26 protein-coding genes are annotated in these 24,862 nt (G+C 69.3%); 17 read left to right on the top strand and 9 right to left on the bottom strand.

Annotation, left to right across the window (positions count from 1 at the left end; genetic code table 11):
- Window positions 1-12: 12 nt before the first annotated feature.
- The 4 genes from ACZ6YG_RS20360 to ACZ6YG_RS20345 all read right to left on the bottom strand — a co-directional run bounded on the left by ACZ6YG_RS20360 (window position 13) and on the right by ACZ6YG_RS20345 (window position 2,851).
- On the bottom strand, window positions 13-804 hold the full coding sequence (locus ACZ6YG_RS20360) for an MFS transporter (protein ID WP_466018877.1): 792 nt from the start codon (window positions 802-804) through the stop codon (window positions 13-15).
- A complete protein-coding gene (locus ACZ6YG_RS20355) occupies window positions 801-1,064 on the bottom strand; it encodes a hypothetical protein (RefSeq protein ID WP_466018876.1) in 264 nt (87 codons plus the stop codon). The genes ACZ6YG_RS20360 and ACZ6YG_RS20355 overlap by 4 nt, the downstream gene beginning before the upstream one ends.
- A gap of 12 nt (window positions 1,065-1,076) precedes the next feature.
- Entirely contained in the window at window positions 1,077-2,456 is a 1,380-nt protein-coding gene (locus ACZ6YG_RS20350) for an FAD-dependent oxidoreductase (RefSeq protein WP_466018875.1), read from the bottom strand.
- 71 nt (window positions 2,457-2,527) lie between these two features.
- Entirely contained in the window at window positions 2,528-2,851 is a 324-nt protein-coding gene (locus ACZ6YG_RS20345; RefSeq protein ID WP_466018874.1) for an ArsR/SmtB family transcription factor, read from the bottom strand.
- A 65-nt stretch (window positions 2,852-2,916) separates the two neighbouring features.
- Between ACZ6YG_RS20345 and ACZ6YG_RS20340 the strand changes: the two genes are divergently transcribed.
- The 4 genes from ACZ6YG_RS20340 (at window position 2,917) to ACZ6YG_RS20325 (ending at window position 5,933) form a co-directional block, all read left to right on the top strand.
- Window positions 2,917-3,978: a flavin-containing monooxygenase gene (locus tag ACZ6YG_RS20340; protein ID WP_466018873.1), complete on the top strand. Its 1,062-nt coding sequence runs from the start codon at window positions 2,917-2,919 to the stop codon at window positions 3,976-3,978.
- 1 nt (window position 3,979) lies between these two features.
- A complete protein-coding gene (locus tag ACZ6YG_RS20335; RefSeq protein ID WP_466018872.1) occupies window positions 3,980-4,771 on the top strand; it encodes a hypothetical protein in 792 nt (263 codons plus the stop codon).
- On the top strand, window positions 4,692-5,078 hold the full coding sequence (locus ACZ6YG_RS20330; protein WP_466018871.1) for a hypothetical protein: 387 nt from the start codon (window positions 4,692-4,694) through the stop codon (window positions 5,076-5,078). The genes ACZ6YG_RS20335 and ACZ6YG_RS20330 overlap by 80 nt, the downstream gene beginning before the upstream one ends.
- Window positions 5,079-5,321: 243 nt before the next feature.
- Window positions 5,322-5,933, top strand: coding sequence for a sigma-70 family RNA polymerase sigma factor (locus ACZ6YG_RS20325; RefSeq protein WP_466018870.1), 612 nt, complete (start codon window positions 5,322-5,324; stop codon window positions 5,931-5,933).
- A 423-nt stretch (window positions 5,934-6,356) separates the two neighbouring features.
- On the opposite strand, the gene ACZ6YG_RS20320 is transcribed toward ACZ6YG_RS20325, so the two are convergent.
- From ACZ6YG_RS20320 to ACZ6YG_RS20310, 3 genes are read right to left on the bottom strand one after another with little or no spacing between them, the layout of a single operon-like run.
- Window positions 6,357-8,057, bottom strand: coding sequence for a tannase/feruloyl esterase family alpha/beta hydrolase (locus ACZ6YG_RS20320; RefSeq protein WP_466018869.1), 1,701 nt, complete (start codon window positions 8,055-8,057; stop codon window positions 6,357-6,359).
- Window positions 8,058-8,082: 25 nt separating this feature from the next.
- Window positions 8,083-9,645 carry an acyl-CoA synthetase gene (locus ACZ6YG_RS20315; protein WP_466018868.1) on the bottom strand — a complete coding sequence of 521 codons (1,563 nt, stop codon included), beginning with the start codon at window positions 9,643-9,645 and terminating at the stop codon, window positions 8,083-8,085.
- A gap of 5 nt (window positions 9,646-9,650) precedes the next feature.
- The gene (locus tag ACZ6YG_RS20310; protein ID WP_148030847.1) at window positions 9,651-10,586 is read right to left on the bottom strand and encodes an NAD(P)H-dependent flavin oxidoreductase; all 936 of its coding nucleotides are present in this window, start codon (window positions 10,584-10,586) and stop codon (window positions 9,651-9,653) included.
- Window positions 10,587-10,731: 145 nt separating this feature from the next.
- Between ACZ6YG_RS20310 and ACZ6YG_RS20305 the strand changes: the two genes are divergently transcribed.
- From ACZ6YG_RS20305 to fmdA, 10 genes are all read left to right on the top strand, one after another.
- A complete protein-coding gene (locus ACZ6YG_RS20305) occupies window positions 10,732-11,919 on the top strand; it encodes a lipid-transfer protein (RefSeq protein ID WP_466018867.1) in 1,188 nt (395 codons plus the stop codon).
- Between the two features lies 1 nt (window position 11,920).
- Window positions 11,921-12,358, top strand: a complete 438-nt coding sequence (locus ACZ6YG_RS20300; protein ID WP_148030845.1) for a MaoC family dehydratase N-terminal domain-containing protein — start codon at window positions 11,921-11,923, stop codon at window positions 12,356-12,358.
- Window positions 12,355-12,768 carry a MaoC family dehydratase gene (locus ACZ6YG_RS20295; protein ID WP_148030844.1) on the top strand — a complete coding sequence of 138 codons (414 nt, stop codon included), beginning with the start codon at window positions 12,355-12,357 and terminating at the stop codon, window positions 12,766-12,768. Before ACZ6YG_RS20300 ends, ACZ6YG_RS20295 begins: the two co-directional genes overlap by 4 nt.
- Window positions 12,769-12,786: 18 nt before the next feature.
- Entirely contained in the window at window positions 12,787-13,611 is an 825-nt protein-coding gene (locus ACZ6YG_RS20290; protein WP_148030843.1) for an SDR family NAD(P)-dependent oxidoreductase, read from the top strand.
- A 22-nt stretch (window positions 13,612-13,633) separates the two neighbouring features.
- Window positions 13,634-14,860, top strand: coding sequence for a TetR/AcrR family transcriptional regulator (locus ACZ6YG_RS20285; RefSeq protein WP_148030842.1), 1,227 nt, complete (start codon window positions 13,634-13,636; stop codon window positions 14,858-14,860).
- 279 nt (window positions 14,861-15,139) lie between these two features.
- Window positions 15,140-15,475 carry an ArsR/SmtB family transcription factor gene (locus ACZ6YG_RS20280; RefSeq protein WP_148030841.1) on the top strand — a complete coding sequence of 112 codons (336 nt, stop codon included), beginning with the start codon at window positions 15,140-15,142 and terminating at the stop codon, window positions 15,473-15,475.
- A gap of 12 nt (window positions 15,476-15,487) precedes the next feature.
- Complete coding sequence (locus ACZ6YG_RS20275; protein WP_148030840.1) at window positions 15,488-16,726, top strand: GNAT family N-acetyltransferase; 1,239 nt, start codon at window positions 15,488-15,490, stop codon at window positions 16,724-16,726.
- 267 nt (window positions 16,727-16,993) lie between these two features.
- Window positions 16,994-17,269: an FmdB family zinc ribbon protein gene (locus ACZ6YG_RS20270; RefSeq protein WP_148030839.1), complete on the top strand. Its 276-nt coding sequence runs from the start codon at window positions 16,994-16,996 to the stop codon at window positions 17,267-17,269.
- A gap of 94 nt (window positions 17,270-17,363) precedes the next feature.
- The gene (locus tag ACZ6YG_RS20265) at window positions 17,364-18,014 is read left to right on the top strand and encodes an AmiS/UreI family transporter (protein WP_466018866.1); all 651 of its coding nucleotides are present in this window, start codon (window positions 17,364-17,366) and stop codon (window positions 18,012-18,014) included.
- A gap of 70 nt (window positions 18,015-18,084) precedes the next feature.
- Window positions 18,085-19,332 carry a formamidase gene (fmdA, locus tag ACZ6YG_RS20260; RefSeq protein WP_148030837.1) on the top strand — a complete coding sequence of 416 codons (1,248 nt, stop codon included), beginning with the start codon at window positions 18,085-18,087 and terminating at the stop codon, window positions 19,330-19,332.
- 128 nt (window positions 19,333-19,460) lie between these two features.
- On the opposite strand, the gene ACZ6YG_RS20255 is transcribed toward fmdA, so the two are convergent.
- Together ACZ6YG_RS20255 and ACZ6YG_RS20250 are read right to left on the bottom strand one after the other, a co-directional pair.
- Complete coding sequence (locus ACZ6YG_RS20255; protein ID WP_148030836.1) at window positions 19,461-19,889, bottom strand: hypothetical protein; 429 nt, start codon at window positions 19,887-19,889, stop codon at window positions 19,461-19,463.
- Between the two features lie 490 nt (window positions 19,890-20,379).
- Complete coding sequence (locus ACZ6YG_RS20250) at window positions 20,380-21,198, bottom strand: DUF4259 domain-containing protein (RefSeq protein WP_466018865.1); 819 nt, start codon at window positions 21,196-21,198, stop codon at window positions 20,380-20,382.
- Window positions 21,199-21,557: 359 nt separating this feature from the next.
- Here ACZ6YG_RS20250 and ACZ6YG_RS20245 point away from each other — a divergent pair, with 359 nt between their 5' ends.
- The 3 genes from ACZ6YG_RS20245 (at window position 21,558) to ACZ6YG_RS20235 (ending at window position 24,621) form a co-directional block, all read left to right on the top strand.
- Window positions 21,558-22,397: a SpoIIAA family protein gene (locus ACZ6YG_RS20245; protein ID WP_466018864.1), complete on the top strand. Its 840-nt coding sequence runs from the start codon at window positions 21,558-21,560 to the stop codon at window positions 22,395-22,397.
- 515 nt (window positions 22,398-22,912) lie between these two features.
- On the top strand, window positions 22,913-23,365 hold the full coding sequence (locus ACZ6YG_RS20240) for a GbsR/MarR family transcriptional regulator (protein WP_187281085.1): 453 nt from the start codon (window positions 22,913-22,915) through the stop codon (window positions 23,363-23,365).
- Complete coding sequence (locus ACZ6YG_RS20235; protein WP_466018863.1) at window positions 23,362-24,621, top strand: glycosyltransferase; 1,260 nt, start codon at window positions 23,362-23,364, stop codon at window positions 24,619-24,621. The genes ACZ6YG_RS20240 and ACZ6YG_RS20235 overlap by 4 nt, the downstream gene beginning before the upstream one ends.
- Window positions 24,622-24,862 lie beyond the last annotated feature (241 nt).

Below are 24,862 nucleotides of genomic sequence, written 5' to 3'. Positions count from 1 at the left end.
CGAAGACACCTCTTATTTAGAAGGATGTCTAATCGTAGGCGATGGTAGGCGACCAGGGCGAATGCCGGAGAACATCGCGATCCGCCCCGACAGGCTGGCGTAGGCGGCGGTGCCGTACCGCTCGGCCAGCAGGTACGGGAGCGTGATCGTACCGACGCCGAACCCGATCCCGAACAGCAGCACGCACCCGATCGCCCCGCCGCGCTCTCCCGCCACCACCGGCAGCAGCAGCGCGCCCAGCCCTTGCACGGCGAAGACCGCGGCGGCCACCGGAGCGGCCGCCCAGCGACGGCGCAGCCCTGTGGTGACCACCCGGCCTGTCACCGACAGCACGCCGAGCAGCCCGGCCACGGTCGCGGCGAACACCGGCGCGTGACCGAGGTGGATCAGGTACGTGACCAGCAGGACCCCGATAACGGCGACCCCGCCGCCGTGCGCGGTGAAGGCCGCGACCAGGAACCAGAACGGCTGGGCCCGCACCGCCTCCCGCACCAGGTCCGCGCGCCGCCCGGGCTTGGCGGCCGGCATTCTGGACCGCCGCACGACCAGGGCGTCCAGCCATCGCCCGGCCCGGGGCGCGCACAGCGCGGTGGTCAGCACGGCGAGGGTGAGCGCGGCGGCGATCTGCGTGCCGGTGGCGCGCAGGTCACGGCTCATCGGCATGAGGAAGACCGAGAAGGCGTAGTAGAGCACGCCGTAGCCGATGGTCTGGGTGACGGCGAGGGCGGCCACGATGCGCCACCCGTGATCGAGGCGGCCACCGCCCCCGGCTCCGGGGGCGGTGGTCTCCACGCCGGGGTTCACGTCGTACAGGCGATCACGTCGCGACCGGCGGCCGTCGTCCGCCACGTGCCGGCGCCCGCCTCGGCGATGAAGCCCTGAGCCTCCAATCGCCAAGCCAGGGTGCCGGCCATCCGCCGGATGGCCGCGGCATAGCCGGGGTGGGCGCCCGGCTCGCGCGCGGCGAGCAGTTCCTCGGCCAGCAGATCACCGGGGATCAGACGATGCGTGCAGATCAGGCGCAGGGCCTCTTTCCGCGCTGCCGTGGGATAGCCGTCGGACATGTCGCGCTCCTTTCAGCCACAGCAGCTTCCACCGGAGGAGACAGTCGCCAGCGGGAGAGGTGTGGCCAGCAGGCCGCCGCTGATACCGGTGGCCAGGCCGATCCGCTGCTCCTGTGCCTCGGCCAGGTTGCTGGAGCACACGCCGGTCTCCGGCAGCTCGAGCTGGACGTCGCGGGCCGCCTCCCAGTCCCCCGCCAGCGCGGCGGCCACCGAGCGGGCCTGCTCATATCCGGTGGCCAGCAGGAACGTGGGGGCGCGGCCGTAGCTCTTGACGCCGATCGCGTAGTAGCCCGGCTCGGGGTGGGCCAGCTCGTCGGCGCCATGCGGAGGGACGGTGCCGCAGGAGTGCTGGTTCGGGTCGATGAGCGGGGCCAGAGCACGGGTGGAGCCGAGGATCGGGTCCAGGTCCAAACGCAGTTCGGAGGCGATGGAGTGGTCGGGGCGGAAGCCGGTCGCGCCGATGATCCGGTCGACGCTGATGTCTCGCCCGTCGAGACTGGTCACCCGTACCCGCTCGCCGGCCTTCTCGACGGCGTGCGTGAAGAAGCCGGTGAGGAGGCGGACGCGGCCGGAGGTGACGAGGGCGTGCAGGCGGGTGCCGAGAGCGCCGCGGGCGGGAAGCGCGTCGGCCCCGCCGCCGCCGTAGGCGCGGGCGGCGTCACCGGCGCGGATGGCCCAGGTGATCTCGGTGTCGCCGAGCTGGGCGAGGGCGAGCAGGGTGGTGGCCGCGGAGTGCCCGGCACCCACGACCAGGGTGTGCTTGCCCTGGTAGGCCTCCCGGTCGGCGCCCAGCACATCGGGCAGTGCGTGCTCGATCTCGACCTCGTCCTCGCCGCGCGCGGGCAGGCCGGATGCGCCGAGCACGTTGGGGGTGGTCCAGGTGCCGGAGGCATCGACGACCGCGCGGGCCCTGATCTCCCCTCCGTCGTCGAGCCGGATCAGGAAGGGCGCCTGATCGCGCCCATTGGTGCGGACGCGGTCGTAGCCGAGGCGGCTGATCGCGGTCACCTTGGAGCGGAAGCGGACGTTCGGGCCGAGGGCCTTGGCGAGTGGGGCGAGGTAGTGGCCGACGATTTCGGCGCCGGTGGGCAGCCACTCGGGGTCGGGGGCGGTCCAGCCGTGCGCCTCCAGCAGGCGGCGGGCGGCGGCGTCGATGTCGTACTTCCACGGGCTGAAGACCCGCACGTGTCCCCACTGCGCGATGGACGCGCCCGCCTGCTCGCCTGCTTCGAGCACGAGGAAGTGCAGGCCACGCTCGGCCAGGTGGGCGGCAGCGGCCAGCCCGACCGGGCCCGCGCCGATGACGACCACGGGAAGCGCCTCGGCGTCGATGGAGATCCCGGGCTGCTCGCTCTCCAGGGACGTGGTGGTGCCGCAGCATGCGTCGCTCATGATCACCGCTCCTGATTAGATATCTTTCTAAACAGAGCCCATCATGCGGCGCTGGTTAGAAGAATGTCAAATCAGCCGCATGAGCCGTCCGGCGGACAGCACGCCCGCAGGGTCGCCTGCAGATCCTCGAGCGCCCGCGCGATCCCGTTCGGATCGACCCGGTAGTAGACGGTCTTCCATTCCCGCCGCGCCACCAGCACGCCACTGTCACGCAACGTCGCCAGCTGCGCGGACGCGGCCGACTGAGCCAGGCCGAGACGCTCGGCCACCTCGCCGACCGTCAGCTCGGACTCGCCGCTGAACAGCAGCAGGATCTGCTGGCGGGTATCACTGGCCAGCGCCTTGAGGAAGCCGCGCGCGGCGTCGGTCAGCTCGATCCCGTTCGTCGTCTCCACAGGTCGACCCTACCGCTTCATATTGTCAGTTCATGATTTCACGATTTGACGATACGATGCGCCGCATGGACACGATCATCATCGGCGGCGGACAGTCAGGGCTGGCCGCCGCCCGCGCCTTGCGCCACGCAGGCCTGGCCCCCGTCATCCTCGAAGCCGGCGAGCGGCCCACCGGCTCCTGGGCGGGCTACTACGACAGCCTCACCCTCTTCTCGCCCGCCCGCCACAGCGCCATGCCCGGCCAGGACTTCCCCGGCGACCCCGACCGCTACCCCACCCGTGACGAAACCGTCGCGTACCTGGAGAGCTACGCCGCCACCCTCGACGCCGAGATCCGCACCGGCACCAAGGTCGCCGCAGTCGAATCCGACGGCGCGGGCGGGTTCCTCGTCCACACCACGGCCGGCGAGACCCTGCGAACCCGTGGCGTCGTCGCGGCAAGCGGCTCGTTCGGCAACCCGTACATCCCCGAGCTGCCCGGACACTTCACCGGACAGTCGCTGCATGTCGCCGGTTACCGCAACCCCAAGGAGTACGCCGGGCAACGCATCGTCGTGGTCGGCGGCGGCAACTCGGCCGTCCAGGTGGGCTACGAACTCGCCGAGGTCGCCACCGTCACCCTCGCGACCCGGCAGCCGGTCCAGTTCATGCCGCAGATGGTCGGCGGCCACGACATCCACCACTGGCACACCACCACCGGCTTCGACGACCTGCCCCCGCACTGGCTGGCCCGCCTGGCCGGCGGCACCCTCGTCCTGGACACCGGCGACTACGCCACCGCCCTGCAGGCTGGACGGTTCGACCGGCGGCCGATGTTCACCGCCTTCGACGGCGACGAGATCGTCTGGGCCGACGGCACCCGAGAAGTCGTGGACACCGTCATCTTCGCCACTGGTTACCGGCCCAGCCTGGACTACCTGCGCCCGCTCGGCGCCCTCGACGCCCATGGGCTGCCTTTGCAGGTCGAAGGCCTGTCCACCACGCATCTCGGGCTCGCGTATGTCGGGCTGGAGTTCCAGCGCTCGTTCGCCTCCAACACGCTGCGTGGCGTGGCCCGCGACGCCGCCCACCTCGCCACGCCCTTGGCCGTCTACGCCGGCGAGGCCCTGGCGGCATACGGCTTCTGACGTGGAATCCCCTCTGGTCACGGTCGCTCTGGTGCTGCTCCTGGTGGCGACCATGCTGACCGTCGGAACGCGGCGGGCTGGACTGCCCCGGATCCGGACGAACTGCCCACCGGCACCGAACTGGCCGATCGTTATCTACGACCCCTGGCTCAGGTTCCCGGCATCGCACCGTACGTCCCGCTACTCAACCAGGGTTGGGGGGATCAGCCGCCTGGACACCGACCGCCTGCGTACCCATGGACGGGAGACGGCACCGTTCGTGCTGCTCCTCAACGACGGCGAAGAGCTGCTCGCCCGCGCCGTCATCGACGCGTCAGGCGCCTGGCTCACCCCCAGCGTGATGGGCGCCAACGGCCTCCCGGCCGCAGGAGAGGCCGACGCCGGGCCGTGGATCGACCATGCGCTACCCGACGTTCTGGGCGCCGAGCGTCACCGCTACGCGGGCAGGCACACCGTCGTCGTGGGCGCCGGTCACTCGGCGGCCACCACGCTCCTCGCCCTGGCGGAGCTGGCCGACCGGGAACCGGACACACGGCTGACTTGGGCGATCCGCGCCGACGCGCCCGAACGGGCCTACGGCGGCGGGGACGACGACGCGCTGCCCGCCCGCGGCTCGCTCGGCTCCGGCCTGCGGCTGCTGGTCGACAAGGGTGTGGTGGAGCTGGCCGCGTCCTTCAAGGTCCGAGGCGTACGCGCACGACCGGACGGGACCGGTGTCGAGCTGGTCTCCCGGCACGCCGGGAGACCTGGATCCGATCCTCGGCACCACCCGCCTGCTGGCCACCGGATATGAGCAGGCCCGCTCGGTCGTCGCCGCCCTGGCCGGTGACTGGCAAGCGGCCCGCGACGTCCAGTTGGACCTGCCCGCCACCGGCGTCTGCTCGGCCACCCTGGGCGTCAAGGCCGTCGCCGAACAGTTCGGCCTCGCCCATGACACGCCTGCCCGGCTGATCGCCGCCACCACCCGCCATCTCGTCGGCCACACCAGCGCGGCCGACGCGGTGCTCGCAGCGGCTGCCGAACTCGGCATCGACAAGAGTGCGGCCCTCCAGCTCGCGGCCTTCGCCGCCGACCAGTTCGACAGTGCGTCCATCTCGTGACAGCGGCGTCTATCTGACGTACGAATCCATCACGAGGAAGGCACAACCATGACGGCATGCTGCCCGCCCACCACGATGACGACCTGCTGCGAGGGTGAGGCCAAGGCCGAGTGCTGCGGCACCCGGCAGGCCACGACCGGGGGGACGGCGGAGAACGAGGCGCCGAGCACCTGCGGCTGTCGGTAACCATGGAGGGAGGGGCTCGGAGCAGTTCGTGCCCCTCCCTCGACAGGAGGCCACCTCATGCTCTCCAGAACCGAGGACCTGGTCGATGCGTGGCAGGCGATGCGTGATCAGCTGCTCGCCTTCGTCATCGTCCGCGTGGGCAGCCGCCCGGACGCGGAAGACATCGTCCAGGACGTGTTCATCAAGGTCGGCAAAGGCATCAACGGACTCCGTGACGGCAAGCGCCTGGAGGCGTGGATCTACCAGGTGACGCGCAACGCGATCATCGACCACCAGCGGGCCGCGGCACGCACGCGCAACGCCGAAGTCCGTGCAGCGACCGAGGAACGACTCACCACCTCAGGAGAGCCGGACGAGCGCGAAGCCTTGACCTCGCTGACCGGCTGCTTGGCCCCGCTGCTCGCCTTGCTGGGCGAGCGCGACAGGCAGGCGATCACCATGGTGGAGTACGACGGCCTCACCCAGACCGAGGCGGCACGACACCTGGGCATCTCGACCTCGGGCATGAAGTCACGCGTCCAGCGCGCCCGCGCCCGCCTGCGCGATCTTCTGACGCAGTGCTGCCAGATCGCCGTGGACGTCCGCGGCGACGTACGCGCGATCCGCCCCTCAGGCCCTTGCACCTGCGCTCCCCTGTCAGCTCACCCCTCCGACACGAGTGACCCGTAACAGCTCCTCGCTGCTGCTGTGCGACTTTCCGTCTGGCGCCGCTGCGTGCCGGCGGTGTGCTGCGAGCGACCAAGACCGGCCGGACCGTCCTCTACGAGATCCAGTTGGACGCACTCGCCGAGGTCTTCCGGGGCATCGCCGACGCTCTCGACCGCGCGCACGACGAGTACAACCGCGCCGGCGCATGCCAGCCGACGGCCACAACGAAAAATGACCAGTACAGTCGTCGATCACGACGCAGATCTCACCCATTCCGACGTCTCACCATCCAGACCTCGCCTCGCTGTTGAGTACTGGACAGTGGCCATGGAGGGCCAGTCCTCCTGCGGCTCCTGCGATGCGACCCTCACCGTGCTCGGTGAGATTTGCGCCTGCTGACTTGGCGAGGCGGCACGGCGCAGGGCCGTGCCACCCGCTGTGGCGTCAGCCGGACTTCGGCTGGGATCGGCCGCACTTGAGTGTCGTGCCTTCCCAGCGGCACCACTCCTGGTAGCCGGAGGTGAAGGGCGCGCCCACCCACGGATATCTGTCGTCCGGGAGCTCGGCGGGCATGACGCCGGTGAAGTTGGCCGCGTCGTCGATGCTGCCGCTGCCGGTGTACTTCGTCTGCATGGGATACGGGTAGACGGGGCGGGTGCGTACGACGTCGTCGCCGTTCTTCTTGCCGGCGATGACCTTCCGCGGGGCGATGCCCTTCTCCACCCAGTCGTACAGCGGGCTGAACAGGTCGAAGGTGTCGGGGCCGTGGCCACCGGTGCAGTGGTAGACGCCGGGGAACATGAACAGGCGGGCGAACTGCTGGGTGGCCTGCGAGCCGCCCATCCGCTTGGTCACCGCGTCGTAGTAGGCGAGCGTGCTGCCGGCCGGGATGGCCGGGTCGGACCAGCCGTGCCAGAGGATGAGCTTGCCGCCGCGATTCTTGAAGGCGCGCAGGTCAGGGTCGGTGGAGTCGTAGACGCCGCGCATGTCACGCAGCTTGTCGAGGGTCTTGCGGTCGAAGCGGTGGTCGGCGAGCGTGAAGGATGCGGGCGGGTTGCGCCAGGAGCCGAAGTACTTCAGATAGTCGAGTCCGAGTGAGGCGAGCACGGCGCGCTGGCCGGCGGGGGCGACCACGTATCCGAGCCAGGCCGGCTCGGTGCCCTTGGGGAGGCCGGAGGGGAACAGGCGACGGCCCTTGTCGTCCACCGGCCCCTGGTAGAACTTGCGGACCACGTCCACCTGCGCGTCCGTCAGGCAGTCGGCCTGTGGGCCGGCCGTGCAGCGCAGGCTCGCTGGGTCGAACGAGCACCGGCGGGGGTCGTCGATCTGGCCGTCTTGCAGGCCGTCCACGGTGTCGCAGGCGTCCAGCACCTTCTGGTGCAGGAGCTGTATCTTGTCCACGCCGAGGATCTGGCCGCCGTCGGGGGCGGTGTTGGCGTTGGCGATCCACGGGAAGAACATGCCGGCCAGCGCGGTGAGGTTGTTGCCCGGAGCTCCGGCGATGATGCCGTCGAAGTCCTCGGGGTGACGCTGGGCCTCCATGAGTGCCTGGCGTCCGCCGTTGGAGCAGCCGGCGAAATAGGAGTACCTGGGCGCCTGGCCGTAGTACGCCTTGATGAGGGCCTTGGCGGCCAGTGCGGTGACGTGTTCGGAGCGGTAGCCGGCGTCGACCCGCAGCTGTGGGCTGGAGTGCGCCCACAGCCCGTCGACGGAGCTTGCCCCGATGTGGCCGCTGTTGTCGGCTCCGATGACGACCTTGCCGTCGTCGGGTGGGGCGCAGTTGCCGGGCAGGTGGTGGTTGGAGTCGTCCGGGTCGGCGAACCCGCAGAAGCCGCCGCAGCCGAGTTGCAGGTAGCGGCCGCTCCAGGCTTCGGAGGGCAGCCGGACCTCGAACTGCACCTGTGGTGAGACGTACCCCTTGACCTGGCAGTACGCGGGTTTCTGCGCAGTGGCGGAGACCGCGGTCGCGCTCAGGATTCGAGTGGGGGCTTCGGGGAGGCCCGTGAGGTCGATCCCGCCGAGTCGCTGACAGGTGATGGCGGGGGTGAGGTCCGTGCTCGTGCTGGCGGCGACCTGGCCGGGGACGGCGCCCGTGGCGAGGATCAGCAGCAGGACGGAAGCTAAGAGCCGGGCTGTGCCTTTCATGGCCTTGTCCTTTTCGGGGGTGCGGTCAGTTGACCTGGCGGCGGCGCCCGGCCCAGTACGGGGCGCGCAGCGATCTCTTGTCGATCTTGCCGGAGGGGTTGGCCGGCAGGGCGGGGGCGAAGTCGATGCTCTTGGGCGCCCACACGCTGCCCTTGCGCTCCTTGACCAGGGCGATGAGCTCTTCGGCGGCGACCTCGGCGCCGGGCCGGGTGACGACGACGGCCTTGACGGCCTCGCCCCACTTGTCGTCCGGGACGCCGATGACGGCGCACTGGGCGACGGCGGGGTGGGTCACCAGGACATCCTCGATCTGCCGGGGGAAGACGTTGAACCCGCCCGTGACGATCATGTCCTTCTTGCGGTCGACGATGAAGACGTAGCCGAATTCGTCGACGAAGCCGATGTCGCCGGAGCGGACCCAGCCGTCCTGCATCACCTCCGGGTCGAGACCGCTGTTGACGTAGCCGGCCATCTGGCCGGGCTGGGCGGCGCAGATCTCGCCGATCTCGCCGGCGGGCAGGGCGCGGCCTTCGGGGTCGCGGATGGTGAGCTCGACGTGGTACATCGGCCGTCCCGCGGAGGCCAGCCGTTCCTCCCCTTCGGGGGTGTCGAGCCGGTGGTCCTCCTTGCGCAGGCAGGTCATGTAGCCGGGCTCGGTGCCGGCGTAGGTCTGCACGAAGATCGGGCCGAACGCCTCCAGCGCCCGGCGCAGGCCCTCCGGGGCCATCGGCGATCCGGCGTAGATGACCGTGCGCAGCGACGACAGATCGGCGTCGGCCCGGCGCGGATGGTCCAGGAGCATGTAGACGATCGTGGGCACGACGGCGGTGGCGGTGACCCGTTCGCGCTCGATGGCGTCCAGGAGCAGATCGAGGTCGAGGCCGGGCAGGATGACGTTCGTCCCGCCGCGCATGAAGACCGGCATGACGAAGGTCTGCGTGAAGTGGGTCAGGGGCGCGCCGTGGGCGAACACCTCGCCCGGCCGGATGTCGCCGATCTCGAGCCCCGCGGTGATGGCGTAGTGCGACCAGGTCGCGTGCGTCTGCAAGACGCCCTTGGGCACGCCGGTGGTGCCGGAGGTGAAGCCGACGAACGCCAGGTCGTCGTCGGCGAGCTCGATAGCGGGCGGCGCGGTCGGCTGAGCGGCGAACGTCTCCTGGTAGTCCAGGATGCCGAGAATGGTGTCGCCTCCACTGGCCAGCCGGACGACGTGCTTGAGGTTGGGCAGCCGATCCCGGATCTGGGCGATGGCGTCGTCGAAGGCCTGGTGGTAGATGAGCGTCGAGGCCTGCACCTCCTCCAGGAAGAAGCAGAAGTCCTCGGCCGTGGCCCGGGCGGGCATCTGGGTCATCGCCGCGCCGGACTTCCAGATGCCGACCATGGCGGGGACGAACTCCAGGCAGTTGGGCATCAGCAGCCCCACCCGGTCGCCCTTGCCCACGCCGAGTTCCGACAGGCCGTTGGCGATGCGGTTGGCCCAGCCGCTCATCTCCTGGTAGGTGAGGCGGCGTTCTCCGTCGACGAGTGCGGTGCGCTCGGCGTAGTACGCGCACGCCATGTCGAACACTCTCGGTGTCGAACCCCACATGATGGTTACCTCCCTGTTCCGGCGAGCGTGGCCGCCGTCGCCTGTCGCGCTTGCTCGTACTCCCGGCGGGTACGCCGGACGAGCTCCGCGACGCTGGTGATCTCCGTAACCCCCGAGACGCTGTGGCCGGCGCTCCACACGTGGCGCCGGGTCAGCAGGCGATGCTGGGTGAAGCCCTTCACCGGTGCCGCGGCCTCCGCCGTCTGCTCCTCGAGCCAGGCGCGCAGGAAGTTGGCGGGCAGGCCACTGAGCGCAGTGGACAAGGTGACGTCGTCGAGGGTCGCGTCGACCAGCGCGGCCCGGAAACGCTCACCGGCGAGGCTCTCGTGCGTGGCGATGAACTTGGTCCCCATATAGGCCAGGTCGGCGCCGAGGACCTGCGCTGCCCAGACGGCGGCTCCGTCCGGCACCCCTCCCGCCAGGACGATCGGCCCGTCGAACCGAGCGCGGACAGCGCGGACGAACGACAGCGGATTGGCCCAGCCGGTCTGGCCGCCCGCCCCGGCGGTCAGCAGCACCAACCCGTCCACGCCTGCCTCGATCGCGCGCTCCACGTGGTGCAGGCTCGCCACGTCGGCGAAGACCAGGCAACCGGCGTCGTGCAGCGGCTCCAACACCGGAACCGGGGAGCCCACGCTGGTGACGACCAGCCGGGTGCCGTGGCGGACCAGGCACTCGACGTCGGCTCGCAAGCGCTCGTTGGAGCGATGGACCACCAGGTTCGCGGCGAACGGCGCGGCGTGGTCCTGTTCGGCGATCGAAGCGGTGATCTTCCCGAGCCAGGCTTCGAGCTCCTCCGATGAGCGGGCGTTGTGCGTCGGGAAGGCGCCGATGACCCCGCTGCGGCACGCCGCGATCACCAGTTCCGGTCCCGAGACGTCGGTCATCGGCGCGGCCATGAGCGGTAGCGCCAGCCGCGACAGCGGCGACGGTAGGGCCATCGTCCCTCCACTAGTGAAGATCAAATATTGCGTTGATGAGGCTCACATGCCTGCTTCGCTGCGTATTTGATATCGTAAGTAAATATGGATTAATGTCGCTTTGGCAAGAGTGAGTCGTCGGCTCCAGTCCCGTGGAGGACAGAAGATGGACCGTACCGTCCAGATCGCGGGCGTCGGGATGATCCCGTTCGCCAAACCCAGCGCAAGCGAGCCCTACGACGTGATGGCCGGGAGCGCCGCGCGAGCCGCGCTGGCCGACGCGGGCATCGACTACCGCCAGGTGCAGCAGGCCTACGCCGGCTACGTGTACGGCGACTCGACCTGCGGACAGGCGGCCCTCTACGACCTGGGCCAGAGCGGCATCCCCATCGTCAACGTGAACAACAACTGCTCGACCGGCTCCTCGGCGCTCTGGCTCGCCCGGCAGGCGGTCATGTCCGGAGTGGCCGACTGCGTGCTCGCCCTGGGTTTCGAGCAGATGCGCCCCGGCGCGCTGGCGAACGTCTGGGACGACCGCCCCAGCCCGCTTGCCCGGAGCGCGGACGCCATGACCGCCATCCAGGGCATCGACGACCACGCCCCGATCGCCGCGCAGTACTTCGGCGGCGCGGGGATGGCTTACGCCGACAAGTACGGCACCGCTCCCGAGACCTTCGCCAAGATCGCGGTCAAGGCCCGCCGGCACGCCGCGAACAACCCCTACGCCGTCTTCCGCACCCCCGTGAGCGAGGAGGAGGTGCTGGGCTCTCCCCCCATCTACGGGCCGCTGACCCGACTGCAGTGCTGCCCGCCGACCTGCGGCGCGGCCGCCGCCGTGGTGTGCAGCCAGGAGTTCGCCCGCCGGCACGGCCTGGACGCCACGGTGACGATCCGGGCGCAGGCGCTGACGACCGACACCCCGACCACCTTCGACAGCGGCGACATGACCAAGGTCGTCGGCTATGACATGACCCGGGCCGCCGCGACCCGCGTCTACGAGGAATCGGGCGTCGACCCGCAGGACATTCCCGTGGTGGAGCTGCACGACTGCTTCACCACCAACGAGCTCATCAGTTACGAGGCCCTCGGCCTCACCCCGGAGGGAACGGCCGAGAAGTTCGTGCTCGACGGCGACAACACCTACGGCGGCCAAGTGGTCACCAACCCCTCGGGCGGGCTTCTGTCCAAGGGCCACCCGCTCGGCGCCACCGGTCTGGCGCAGTGCGCCGAACTGGTGTGGCAGTTGCGCGGGCAGGCCGGGAAGCGCCAGGTAGACGGCGCCCGGCTCGCCCTCCAGCACAACCTCGGACTCGGCGGCGCCTGCGTCGTCACCCTCTACGAGCGGACGGCCTGACATGACCGCGGACCTGCGCACACCCGCCTTCACCGTGCCCGCCGAGCGGGGCCGCCTGCGCTTCTTCGCCCAGGCCATCGGCGAGCACGACCCCGTCTACAGCGACCTCGACGCCGCCCGCAAGGCCGGGCACCCGGACCTCCCCGTTCCGCCCACGTTCCTGTTCTGCCTGGAGATGGACCGGCCCGACCCCTTCTCCTTCCTCGCCGAGGCCGGGATCGATCTCGCCCGAGTCCTACATGGCGAACAGCGCTTCACCTACCACGCCATGGCTCACGCCGGCGACGAGCTGACCTTCGAGTCGCACATCGCCGACACGTACGAGAAGAAGGGCGGTGCCCTGCGCTTCCTCGTCCGGGAAACGCGCGTCACCCGAGCCGGCGAGCCCGTCGCCGACCTGACCAACGTCATCGTCGTCCGCGGGGAGGCAGCCGCGTGAACAATCTCCATGACATCGCCGTGGGAACGGAGCTGCCGCCGCTGCGCGTGCCTTCCATCTCGCGTACGACGCTCGCGCTCTACGCCGGCGCCTCCGGCGACCACAACCCCATGCACATCGACCTGGACGCGGCCCGGGCCGCAGGCATGGACGACGTCTTCGCTCACGGCATGCTCTCCATGGCCTACCTCGGCCGGCTGCTGACCGGCTGGGTGCCCCAGGAGCGCATCCGCTCCTACAGCGTCCGTTTCGCCGCCATCACCCCCGTCCACGGACAGCCGACCTGCACCGGCCGCGTCACGGCGATCGAAGAGGCCGACGGCGAACGGCGGGCCCGGCTGGACCTGCGAGTGATGCTGAAGGACGGCACCGTCACCCTCGCCGGCCAAGCCCTCGTCGCCCTCATCTGAACCATCGAAAGGACACCCGTGGGAACGCTCGACGGAAAGACCGCCCTCGTCTCCGGCTCAGGGCGCGGCATCGGCCAGGCCATCGCCCTGAAGCTCGCCCAGCAGGGAGCCCGCGTCGTCGTCAACGACCTGGACCCCGACCCGGCCGAGGAGACCGTACGACTGATCAAAACCAGCGGCGGTGAAGCCGTCGCCTGCGTCGGCAGCGTCACCGACGACGGCTTCGCCGACCGGTTCGCCGCCACGGCCGCCGACACCTTCGGCGGCGTCGACATCGTGATCAACAATGCCGGATACACCTGGGACAACGTCGTCCAGAAGATAACCGACGAGCAGTGGGACGCGATCATCGACGTCCACCTCAAGGCGCCCTTCCGGATCCTGCGCGCGGTCCAGCCGATCATCAGCGCCCGCGTCAAGGAGGAGCGCACCCGGGGCGTGCACGTCCAGCGCAAGGTGGTCAACATCTCCTCCATCGCCGGGCTCAGCGGGAACGCCGGGCAGGCCAACTACGGCGCGGCCAAGGCCGGCGTCGTCGGGCTGACCAGGACCCTGGCCAAGGAATGGGGGCGGTACGGGGTGAACGTCAACGCTGTCGCCTTCGGTCTCATCCGCACCCGGCTCACCGAGGCGACGGCCGGCGGCGACGCCACCATCGACGTCCAGGGCCGGGAGATCAAGGTGGGCGTGAACCCCGACCTGTTGTCCGCCATGGAACGCATGATCCCGCTCGGACGGGCCGGCACCCCGCAGGAGGCCGCCGGCGCGGTCTACCTGCTGTGCACGCCCGAGTCCGACTACATCAGCGGCGAAGTGATCGTCTGCGGGGGCGGGTACCGCTGACGTACCGGCCTACGATGCGCAGGTGGCTTCGACCGAGGGGAAGACGATGAAGGCGCGGACCGCGGCGGCGCCGGCCCGGGGCAGCCGTCCCCGCAACCGCAAGGCGCAGATCGTCTCCATCGCCGCCGAGCTCTTCCATCGCCAGGGCTACCACGCCGTGACGATGGAAGAGATCGCGAGCGCGGTCGGCATCACGGCGGGTGCCCTCTATCGGCACTTCCGCAACAAGCAGGAACTGCTGGCGCGCACCGTCCTCGACGGGCTCCTGGCGTTCGAGACCCTCGTCGACAACCACACCGCCGGTGACGTCGACGGCCTCCTGCGCGCCATGGCCGCCCTGACGCTGGACCGGCGCGACCTCGGCGTGCTGTGGCAGCGGGAGTCCCGCAATCTCCCGGTGCCCGAGCGCGACCAGCTCCGCCGCCGCTTTCGCTCCATCGCGGCCCGTACGGCGACGACCCTCGTCGCTGCCCGTCCCGGCCTCTCCCCCGCCGACGCCGACCTGCTGGTGTGGGCGATCTTCGCCACGTTCGCCAGCCCGTCCCACCACTCGGTGACCCTGCCGCGCGCCCGTTTCGAAGACCTGCTGCACGCGATGGGCAGCACCCTCACCGAAGTCGCCCTGCCTCAGGCGCCGGGCCCGTCAGCCGGCGCGACCCCGTCCGATCAACCGCGCCCGGGGCTGGCTCGCGCCTCCCGCCGGGAAGTCCTCATGGACGCGGCCGCCCGGCTGTTCAACGAGCGCGGCTACCAGGCCGTGAGCATGGAGGACATCGGCGCTGCCGCGGGCATCAGCGGCGCGGGCATCTACAACCACGTCACCGCCAAGTCCGACCTCCTGGTGGCCGCGCTCACCCGCGCCGCCGACGCCCTGCAGCTCGACGCCTCCCGCGCCTTCGCCACCGCCACCAGCCCTCGGGACGCTCTCGACCTGCTGCTGCGCTCCTACATCGACCTGACGGTCAGCCACAGCCACCTCACCGGCACGTTGATCACCGAGGTGATCCACCTTCCCGCCGAGCAACGCCACACGATCCGGCGCCTCCAGTACGACTACGTCAGCGAGTGGGTGCACCTGCTCACCGCCGAGCGACCCGAGCTGATCGAAGCTGAGGCCCGGGTCGTCGTGCACGCGGTCTTCACCACCATCAACGACATCGCCCGGATCGACCATCTGCGCGAACGGGGTGATCTGTCTGGCGATCTTCTTGCCGCCTGCCAGGCTCTCCTGCTCGCACGCCCCGGGTGAGATCAGCGGCCGGGTTCTGCGTCGAGCCGGCTCAGTGGCGCTCCGCGAGCTTGGCGAGAACGTCCAGTTCGAAGAGCCACGGCGGTGCCTCCGGCGTTGACGTACTCAAGCCACACGGGGACGCTCATGACGCAAGGGTCGCGCCTTGTTCGTGGGTGATGCAGGCGATGCGTCACGTGCCTTGTCCTCGCCGCCGGCATGGCGCGGCCGGCGCACGTTCGACAAACGTGCTTCTCAGGGCTTTCGCTGTTCCCTTTGATCTATTATCGTCGATTAACGATGAGCGAGGAAACGGGGCCGCTGCCGCGCGCGGAGGCCGAAGAGTACGCGAGCTGGTTCAAGGCACTGGCAGACGCGTCGCGGATCCAGATCGTGTCGCTCCTGGCCCGGCGGCGCGCGCCGATGAGCGTGGGCGAGATCGTGGCCGCCTCAGGGGTGGGCCAGTCCACCGTCTCGCACCATCTGAAGATTCTGGCCGAGGTGCGGTTCGTGCTGGTGGAGCGGCGGGGCACCGCCGGCCTGTACCGGATCAACGAGGTCTGCGTGAGCTGTTTCCCGACCGCCGCCGACGTGGTCATGGGCAACTCCGCCCCGACCCCGCCCACCTGCGAGTAGAGGAGCGATGCCATGGCGCAAGAGGAGATCATCAGGCGCTATTCCGCGCTGGCCCGCGACGCCGCGGCCGGCCGGACGGTCGCCGACTGCGGCCCGGAAGCCTTCGACCAGGGCCGATTCGGCGCCGCCGGCTACGACGACCTCGGTCTGCTGCCCGAAGCGGCGGTACGGGCGAGTCTGGGCTGCGGCAACCCGGTGGCCGTCGCCGAGTTGCGGCCCGGTGAGACCGTGCTCGACCTGGGCTCGGGCGGCGGCATCGACGTGCTGCTGTCCGCCCGTCGCGTCGGCGAGCACGGCAAGGCCTACGGGCTGGACGCCAGCGCCGACATGCTGGCCCTGGCCCGCCGCAACGCCGAGCAGGCGGGCGCGCGCAACGTGGAGTTCCTGCACGGCACGATCGAGCGGGTGCCGCTGCCGGACCGGTCGGTGGACGTGGTCATCTCCAACTGCGTCATCAACCTGTCCAGCGACAAGGCCGCGGTGCTGGCCGAGGCGTTCCGGGTGCTGCGGCCGGGTGGCCGGTTCGGTGTCAGCGACGTCGTGACGGACGGCGAACCGGACCCCGATCGGCGGGCGGCCGTCGAAGAGCGGATCGGCTGTGCGGCCGGGGCGCTGCCGGTGGCGGAGTACCGGCGGCTGCTGGCCGCATCGGGGTTCATGGACCTGCACATCACGTTGACCGCCGGCCACGGCGACGGCGTGCACTCGGCGATCGTCCAGGCCGCCAAGCCCGCCGCCCCGCCGGGGACGGAGATCAGGCCCATGCGCGACGACGACGCCGACCAGGTGCTGGCCATCTACCAGGCAGGGCTGGACACCGGCCAGGCCAGTTTCGAGACCACCGCCCCGAGCTGGGAGGGCTTCACCGCGGCCAGGCTCCCCCACCTGCGCTACGTGGCCTTCGACACCGGCACCGGCCAGGTGCTCGGCTGGGTGGCCGCCTCCGCGGTCTCGGCCCGGCCCGTGTACGCCGGGGTGATCGAGCACAGCGTCTACGTCCACCCGGGATGCCAGGCCCAGGGCATCGGCCGGGCGCTGCTGTCGGCGTTCATCGCCGCCGGCGAGGACGCCGGAATCTGGACGATCCAGTCCGGCATCTTCGCCGAGAACGCCGCCAGCCTGGCCCTGCACCAGGCGCTCGGCTTCCGGGTGGTCGGCACCCGGGAACGCATCGGCCGCCACCACGGCGTCTGGCGGAACGTCCTGCTGATTGAGCGCCGCAGCCCCGCAACCAAGAACAGACGGCCGTAGAACCGTTTCGCGGTCTCCAGGTGCGGACTGTCGAGTTCGATCCAGCACGGCGAGCCTGGCACGAACCGGGTGGTGAGCATGCGTACTCCCTCACGACAAGCGAGGGCGATCCACCCTGGTGCAGCCGATGTCGTGGACGACGGGTTGTCCCCGTCACACGCGCCCCTGACTCTTGTCTTGACATGGCGACAATCCCCGAGGTGTGCTGGATGTAAGGCCTATATCGCCGCATGTCAGTGAGGCGATGAGGATCTCGACGGGGGCGTCATGGCGACTTATGCGTATCGCTGTCTGGAGTGCGGGCCGTTCGAGGTGCGCCTGCCGATAGGGACCGCTGAGGCGGTTGCCGACTGCCCGGCGTGCCGGTCTCCGGCTCGTCGCGTCTTCACCGCGCCGAGCCTCGCCCGGCAGTCCCCGGCGATGTCCGCCGCGCTGGCCCGGGACGAACAGAGTCAGGAAGCACCCGAGGTGGTCACGCACGTGACTCCCGAGCGGCGGCGGACACCGCAGCACCCGGCGCTGTCGCGCCTGCCTCGGCCTTGAGCAGGCATGACGATCGATCCGAACGTTGCGTACGCCTGGACTCGTGGCGTTCCTGAACACACCGCCCGTCCGGGGCGTGAGGAGGTGTGTGGGGATGGGAGCCGTCGGACTCCTGTACGTGGGCGCAGTGCTCTTCCTCAATGGTCTGATGCTCCTGGGAAAGGTCGAGCCGCGCGCAGCCGGGATCTTCAATCTCTTCGTCGGAGCCTTGCAGGTGGTCACACCGACCCTGCTGATCGTCTTCAGCCCCGGCGATCCGGCCGTGCTCCTGAACGCGTCGGGACTCTACCTCTTCGGGTTCACCTATCTCTATGTGGGGATCAATCTGCTGGGCGGATTCGACACCACAGGTGTCGGCTATTTCTCGCTCTTCGTGGCCATCATGGCGCTCGGATACTCCTACGCCAACTTCCGGCTCCTCGGTGATCCGGGCTTCGGAGTCATCTGGCTCTACTGGTCCTTCCTGTGGACGCTCTTCTTCGTCCTGCTCGGCTTGAAACGCACGCAGATCACCAGGTACACGGGCTGGGTCGCGGCTATCCAGGGATGGGTCACGGCGGCGATCCCGGCATTCATGATCCTCACCGGATCCTGGCGCACCACAGCCCTCTTCGCGATCGTTCTCGCCGTGTTCGGCCTGGTGGTGTTCGCCGTGCTGTGGCCGCTGACGAGACACGGGGAACCGGCCGGCGAAACTTCGGAGGCGCAGGGGACCACCGGCACGCATCGCTTCCACCGGACCTGACCGAGCTCGAAGAGAGGTGAGGCGACACGCTGACCGCGAAGGAGTCATCGACAAAGGAGGGGAAGCTGTCATGCCGAAAGTCGTATTCAGCGTCGACCAGTCGAAGCCGATGAAGGACCAGGCGACCCCAGGCCACAACCGCTGGCACCCGGATATTCCCGTGGTGGAAATGGTACGTCCCGGTGAGGAGTTCCGGGTCGAGTGCCGCGAATGGACGGACGCCCAGATCGGCAACAACGATTCGGCGAACGACGTGCGCGATGTCGACCTGAGCTTCGCGCACATGCTGAGCGGGCCCATCGGGGTCGAAGGAGCCGAGCCCGGAGACCTCCTCATCGTCGACATCCTCGACCTCGGCCCGGTGCCGCAGCAGGTCGGGGACGCACCAGGACAGGGCTGGGGCTACACCGGCATCTTCGCCAAGCGGAACGGCGGCGGATTCCTGACCGACTACTTCCCCGACTCGTACAAGGCGATCTGGGACTTCCACGGTCAGGTCGCGACATCCCGCCACCTGCCGGGAGTCCGGTTCACCGGGATCACCCACCCTGGACTCTTCGGCACCGCGCCGTCGGCCGAGTTGCTCAGCTCCTGGAACCGCCGGGAGCAGGCGCTCATCGACACCGACGCGGGACGCGTTCCGCCGCTCGGCCTGCCGCCGTTGCCCGAGCACACGCTCGCCGGCACCGCCAACGGCGACCTGGCACAGCGGATCGCCGCCGAGGGAGCACGCACCGTGCCGGCGCGGGAGAACGGCGGTAACCACGACATCAAGAACTTCACCCGCGGCGCCCGGGTCTTCTACCCGGTCCACGTCCGTGACGCCAAACTCTCCGGAGGCGACCTGCACTTCAGCCAGGGCGACGGGGAAATCACCTTCTGCGGCGCCATCGAGATGGGCGGCTACATCGATTTCCACGTCGACCTCATCAAGGGAGGCATGGAGAAGTACGGTGTCACCACCAATCCGCTGTTCATGCCGGGAAACGTGGAGCCGAGATACTCCGAGTTTCTCTCGTTCATCGGGATCTCGGTGGACCACGACACCGACACCAACTACTACCTTGACGCGACGGTGGCCTACCGCAGGGCCTGCCTCAACGCCGTCGAGTATCTCAAGAGGTGGGGTTACAGCGGCGAACAGGCCTATCTGCTCCTCGGCTCGGCGCCGATCGAAGGGCGTGTCAGCGGGATCGTCGACATTCCCAACGCCTGCTGCTCGCTCTACCTGCCCACCGAGATCTTCGACTTCGACGTACGTCCGAACATGGAAGGGCCCGTCAAGCAGGACCGGGGCAAGTGCGCCGTGACGAGTTGAGCGGGGGACATCACCGAGACCACGACGGCGGGGCCGACCGGGCCTCGCCGCTCGTCGCTTGGACCCCGAGAGGTCGGCGATCAGGTCGGTGCTGTGGCTGAATGCCAGGATGCGAGGCGAGCTTCACCTCACGGCGTGCCGCCGATAGCGCATGCACGGCACGGAGGACGACCGCAGGTGCACTGCGTGATGGCATCGAGGACACCGTGGTCGTGGTAGAGGCACTGGTCGTAGCAGGTGTGACGGGGAATGAACCCCGCCTGGATCTCGTCCGGCCACGGGTCTTCGCCTTCACGGCAGCGTACGAACTGCTCCGGGTGCGTCGCGTGCAGTCCCTCCAGGCGGGTCCGAGCCTGGGTCTCCAGCGTGCGGGCCTCCGCCACCAGGGTCTTCAGCTGGGAGGCGAGGTCAGAGTACCGGTCGTCGCCGGTTCGTACGTGGGCCGCCCGCAGCGCCATCATGGCGTTGCCCAGGAAGCGGCCGGCGTCCTGGAGGTCCGTGGAGTGGTGCAGCTGCATACCTGTCACGCCCCGAACCCACACGGCGTCGTTGTTCATTGATCAACCTTTCGAAGGTGCGAGCGCTCCTGTTCCGGAGTTGTACGAGGCTGCCAACGAGGGTAACTGGAATTGCGGGCGAATTGCCGCATTTGTGAGGTTAGCCGTGGGTGGTGGAAGTGACTTTGAAATAGCTTTGCCAGAATTTGGCCCCAGTGGCCATCCCATCCAAGGTGGCTTGCACGCCGGTGTGCGGGTGTTCAGGAGTCGCCGACCACCACGACCACAGCCCTTGCTGTGTCCCCGGCCGCGCAGCCGTAGACCAGGCTCGATCCGTACGGGTTCATCCGGTCCAGCGGGAATCCGGTCGTTCACGGCGAACGGGTTGTGCGTGATCACCACGCCGATGCCAGAGATGTCCAGAAAGGCGTCGCGCAGGGCGGCGCGGGCGGCCGAAACCGGCGCCTTGGGCATCCGCACGCTGATGTGTCGCCTCTGGTGACGGACGTGATCGATCGCTCCGCTTGCCAGCCGGTGGTTTCGGGATGTCTCAGTCAAGGGCGGGAAGCGAGGGAACAGGGGCGAGGCCGAGATAACGGCCTGCCGCGCTCAGAGCCGTGCGAACATCATCGGCGACCTGCTGAATGGCGGAGTCCCTGGAGACTTCAGGGGAGTGACCGAAGCCGATCCAGACCTCGGCTGTGGTGCGGCCACGAGAGATCCGCTCGCTGTAGACGCCCGGCACGAGTTCCCCGAAGACGAGCAGTTCCTGCAGGCCGGCCTGACGCCACCAGGCGAGCCAGTCCGGGGCCTCGTTGACAGCTTGGACAAGGTGTCCGGCGACATCGGCGTAGGCGCTGTCGTGCGGCAGACTCTGGTCGGTGGTGCTCCAGAACACCTGGAGCCAGTGCTTGCCGGGGCGGGAGAAGTCCACAACGAACGGGGCCGCCGGCTCCTGAGGTTCACCGAACAGGGCCTTGCGGTAGGGCTCCAGATGCTCCAGGAACACCGGCCAGTCCGCGGCCCGGACCTCGCGGAGATAGTTGTCGTCGGCACGGGTGGCCACATTGAACGCCACGGCGGCCAGGCGACGCAGGTCGTCGGAGACGGTGAAGGGGTTGCGGTCCAGCCAGTGATGAGCGGCCTCATCGGGAGCGATTCCCGAGATGCGGGCCGCGATCAGACAGGCGATCGCCAGGGCGGCCTCCACTTGGCCCTCCTCGGCATAGTCCTCGCTGTCGCGGACGAACGCGTCGAGCACCTCGATCATCGCCGCCGCGATGTCATCGCCTTCTTCCAATTCCGCGATGGCGTCGGCGGCCTCGTCGCTGTCGAAGGGGCCTTCGAAGAAGGGCGTCGGGTCATCCATGCTGCGGCTCCTTAGCGAAGAGGCGATCAGGGTATGGGCAGGGGTCACGGTCATGTCGGGCGAAGTGGTGTACGTAAGCCGATCCTCAACCGTGGAGATAGGGCTCCCAGGTCATGGTTTTGTCGGCCCCGCGCGAACGGGGATGGTCCCAGGTGGGCGACGACCAGGCGGGCGTGCTCGCCTGGTCGTCGCCGCACGCGTGACAGGTCCCGCCCGAGGGCGGGGATCCCGCACGTGATCTGCGCCTTCGCGTGCTTGTCGATCAGTGAGCCGTTTTCATCCCTGTGCGGCGGGCGGGACCCAGCACACAGCAGGGCCGTCGTCCCCTGCCCCCGTTCCGAGGGCGACATAGGAAATCGATGATGCCATGCGACCTTGAATGTCCTCTTGGCGAACCTCTGACAGACGATCAACAAAGTCGCGACTCAGATCCTGCTTACTCGGGGCACCCAGGGCAGGTCACGGCCTACGGCGAGTGCCCGTCTTCTGTCGGCCGCACCTCGCTCAGGACAGAAGAGGGACAGGGATGGGTTGATGAAGCCCGGAGAGAAGGCCGCCATATCCGGCTCCTTTACGAGTTCGGTCCGGATTTCCAGGCCTTCACGCCGGGGGCCGGCTGGGAAGACCTCAAGATCGGCCTTGGCTCCATCCGGCTGTTCGAGGGCTGCGCGATGGTGAGCGACATCGGCTGGATCCGCGAATCGAGTCGGCTCATGGGCTTTCTGATGCCGTGTCCGGTGTGTGTCTTCGGTAACCAGGAGCGCGACGAGGCACTGCGCTGGCTGAGTTCGCTGCCTGAAGGTCCCGGTGTCTCCCACCGTCTCGTACCCGAGTCCGGGGTCATCGTGGTCGAGGTCAAGGAGCCCTTGCGAACCCAGGACTTCGATGCGCTGGCGTTGACAGCCGACGGCTGGCTCGAAACACACGCTGGATTGGCGGGCGTCGTCGTCCACGCTCGCAAGTTCCCCGGTTGGGAGAACATCGCGAGCCTGCTTCGACATGTGCGCTTTGTTCGCGACCATCATCGGAAGATCAGAAAGGTTGCCCTGGCATCCGACAGCGAGCTCGCCGGCTTGGCGCCTCACCTTGCGAACCACTTCGTCCAAGCCGAAGTGCGGCCCTTCCGATACGACGAACTCGATGACGCCATCGCGTGGGCGGCGAGCCCTCCCGAGCAGCGCGCGACCCGGCCGGACTGATGCGGTGGCCGTGGCCTTCCAGGATTCTGTTGTGCATACCCATCCGAGGCGGTGACACCATCGATCCGGAGCGGGCCACCGCGGTGGCCGGCATACAGAGAGCCGGGCATCGCGCCGAGCAGGAACGAGGACACCGCGCTCAGGTCGTGAGCGGTGGCGGGGGCCGGCACGTTGATGAGTCCCCCACCGATCCGGTCTGGCCGCGATTGCCCCGCAGATTGTTCAGGCAGCGGCATCACCCGGTTCCCGGGCGAGTGGCCTGAGGTGACGGTCAGTCACGGGGCAGAGCGAACGGGCCGGGAAGCCGAAAGAAGCACCCGTGGTGATGGACCATGGTCTCGCCAAAGAATAAAGATCACAGCCATATGGGTGCATGGAGCATGCATACGGGTTCGGCCCTGCTCGGGCTGAATAGGTGTGCGGTGGCACTGCAGGTCATGCTGGAGTGCAGCGACCGTGACGCCCGTGACGACATTCCGTTCGGAAACATCCGAACAAACCGATATGCTTGGCTCGTGAGTGTCGATGAGTTCGTGGAGGATGCCGGGCTCTTCTACGAGCGGCTCGGGCTGAGCCGCACGTCAGGCCGGGCGATGGGCTGGCTGCTGACCGCCGGCACCTCCGGCGCCGACGCGCCGGAGCTGGCCGAGGCGCTGGCCGTGGCCAAGAGCAGCATGAGCGTCGCGCTGCGGCAACTGGAGCAGGCAGGGCTGGTCGAGCGGTTCCGGGTACGCGGCGAGCGGCGCGATCGCTATCGGCTGGCCGAGGACGTCTTCGCCCGAGCTTTCCGCGCGAAGATGGCCGAGTTCGAGAGCTTCCGCGCCCTGGCCGAGCAGGGACTGCGGGCGGTTGGCGACGATCCGGCGCGCAGGCGGCGGCTGGAACTCATGCGCGACATGTACGCGTTCATGATGGACCGCTTCCCCCGCCTGCTGGAGGAGTGGGACGAGCTGAAGGACCAGCGATGAGACCCTTACTGATCACCATGGGCAGCCGCGGGGACGTCCAGCCGTACCTCGCCCTGGCCCGCGGGCTGATGGCCGCCGGTCACCGGCCGCTCCTGGCCGCGCCCCGGCGGTTCGGGCCGCTCGCCGCCGCCCACGAGGTGGAGTTCGCACCGTTGACCGACGAGATGCTCACGCTGCAGGACACCGTACGAGGACAGGGCGTGCGCGCCGCGATCACCGCCGCCGGCGCGGTCAAGCCGATGCTCCGCCGCCTGCTCGACGACCAGGCCGCGCTCACCGCAGGCCCGGCCGACGTGGTCGTCTACCACCCCAAATCCCTTGGCGGACCGTACGTCGCGGAGAAGCTCGGCGTCCCCGCCCTCGCCGGACTGCTGCTCCCGCTCTACCTTCCCACCGCCGCCTTCCCCTCTCCCATCCTTCCCGTACGCGTGCCGCGCGCACTCAACCGGGCGAGCTGGCGCATCTCCTCCGCCGTCGAGGCGCCCTATCGGGGCACGGTACGGGAATGGCGGGCCGGGCCGCTCGGTCTGCGCGGCCGGTGCCGGCCGGTGGCCGACCTGGTCAGGGCCGGCGGCGTGCTGCACGCCTGGAGCCCTTATCTGCTCCCTGCCCCCGCCGACTGGCCCGCCGACGCCCAGCCCACCGGGTTCTGGACGCTGCCCACTCCCGGCGGCTGGACGCCGCCCGAACGGCTGGCCCGGTTCCTGGAAGACGGCGACCCGCCCGTGTACGTCGGCTTCGGCAGCTCATACAGCGGCGACGCGGAGAGGCTGACCGCGACGGTGCTGGAGGCCGTCCGGCTGACCGGGCGCCGCGCGGTCCTGGCCACCGGTTGGGGCGCCCTGCGACAGGGCTCGGAGCCGGACGGCGTTCTGATGATCGACGAAGCTCCGCACGATTGGCTGCTGCCCCGTGTGGCCGCCGCGGTGCACCATGGCGGGATCGGCACGGTGGCCGCCGCGCTGCGCGCGGGCGTCCCTCAGGTGATCCGGCCCTTCCTCGGGGACCAGCCGTTCTGGGCCGATCGGCTGCACCGCATCGGCGTCGCGCCGGCTCCCGTCACCGGCCGCCTCACGCCCGGCAAGCTTGCCGCCGCCGTCGAGGCCTCGGCCGTGCTGGCCTCGGCCGCCCGCGCGCTCGCCGCACAGGTCGGGGCCGAGGACGGCGTGACCACCGCTGTCGCCCGCATCGCTCGCGCGAAAGGAGCGCGAGGCCCGGCTCCGCGAACCGACGGTGACACATCACCTTTGCCCTGAGGCGAGGCCGCCGGCCACGAAGTCGATCAGCAGGTCGAGGATCTTCGGGTATGCCGGCCTCCGTCGTACCCGTCGGAGCCGGTACGCGGCCGGGCACCCTGAGGATCCTCGGCCAGGAGCAGCGGAGCATGTTCGAGGAGAGGGTAGAAGGCTCCGACGCGGTCCCAGGCCTCGACGACGCCGTCGGTGAAGACAGGATGCGCTCCCCGTCCCCGAAGGGAACGCGGTACAGCTTGGGCCG

Source organism: Nonomuraea sp. NPDC054003 (assembly GCF_055585125.1).
This window is presented reverse-complemented; position numbering and strand designations above follow the sequence as displayed.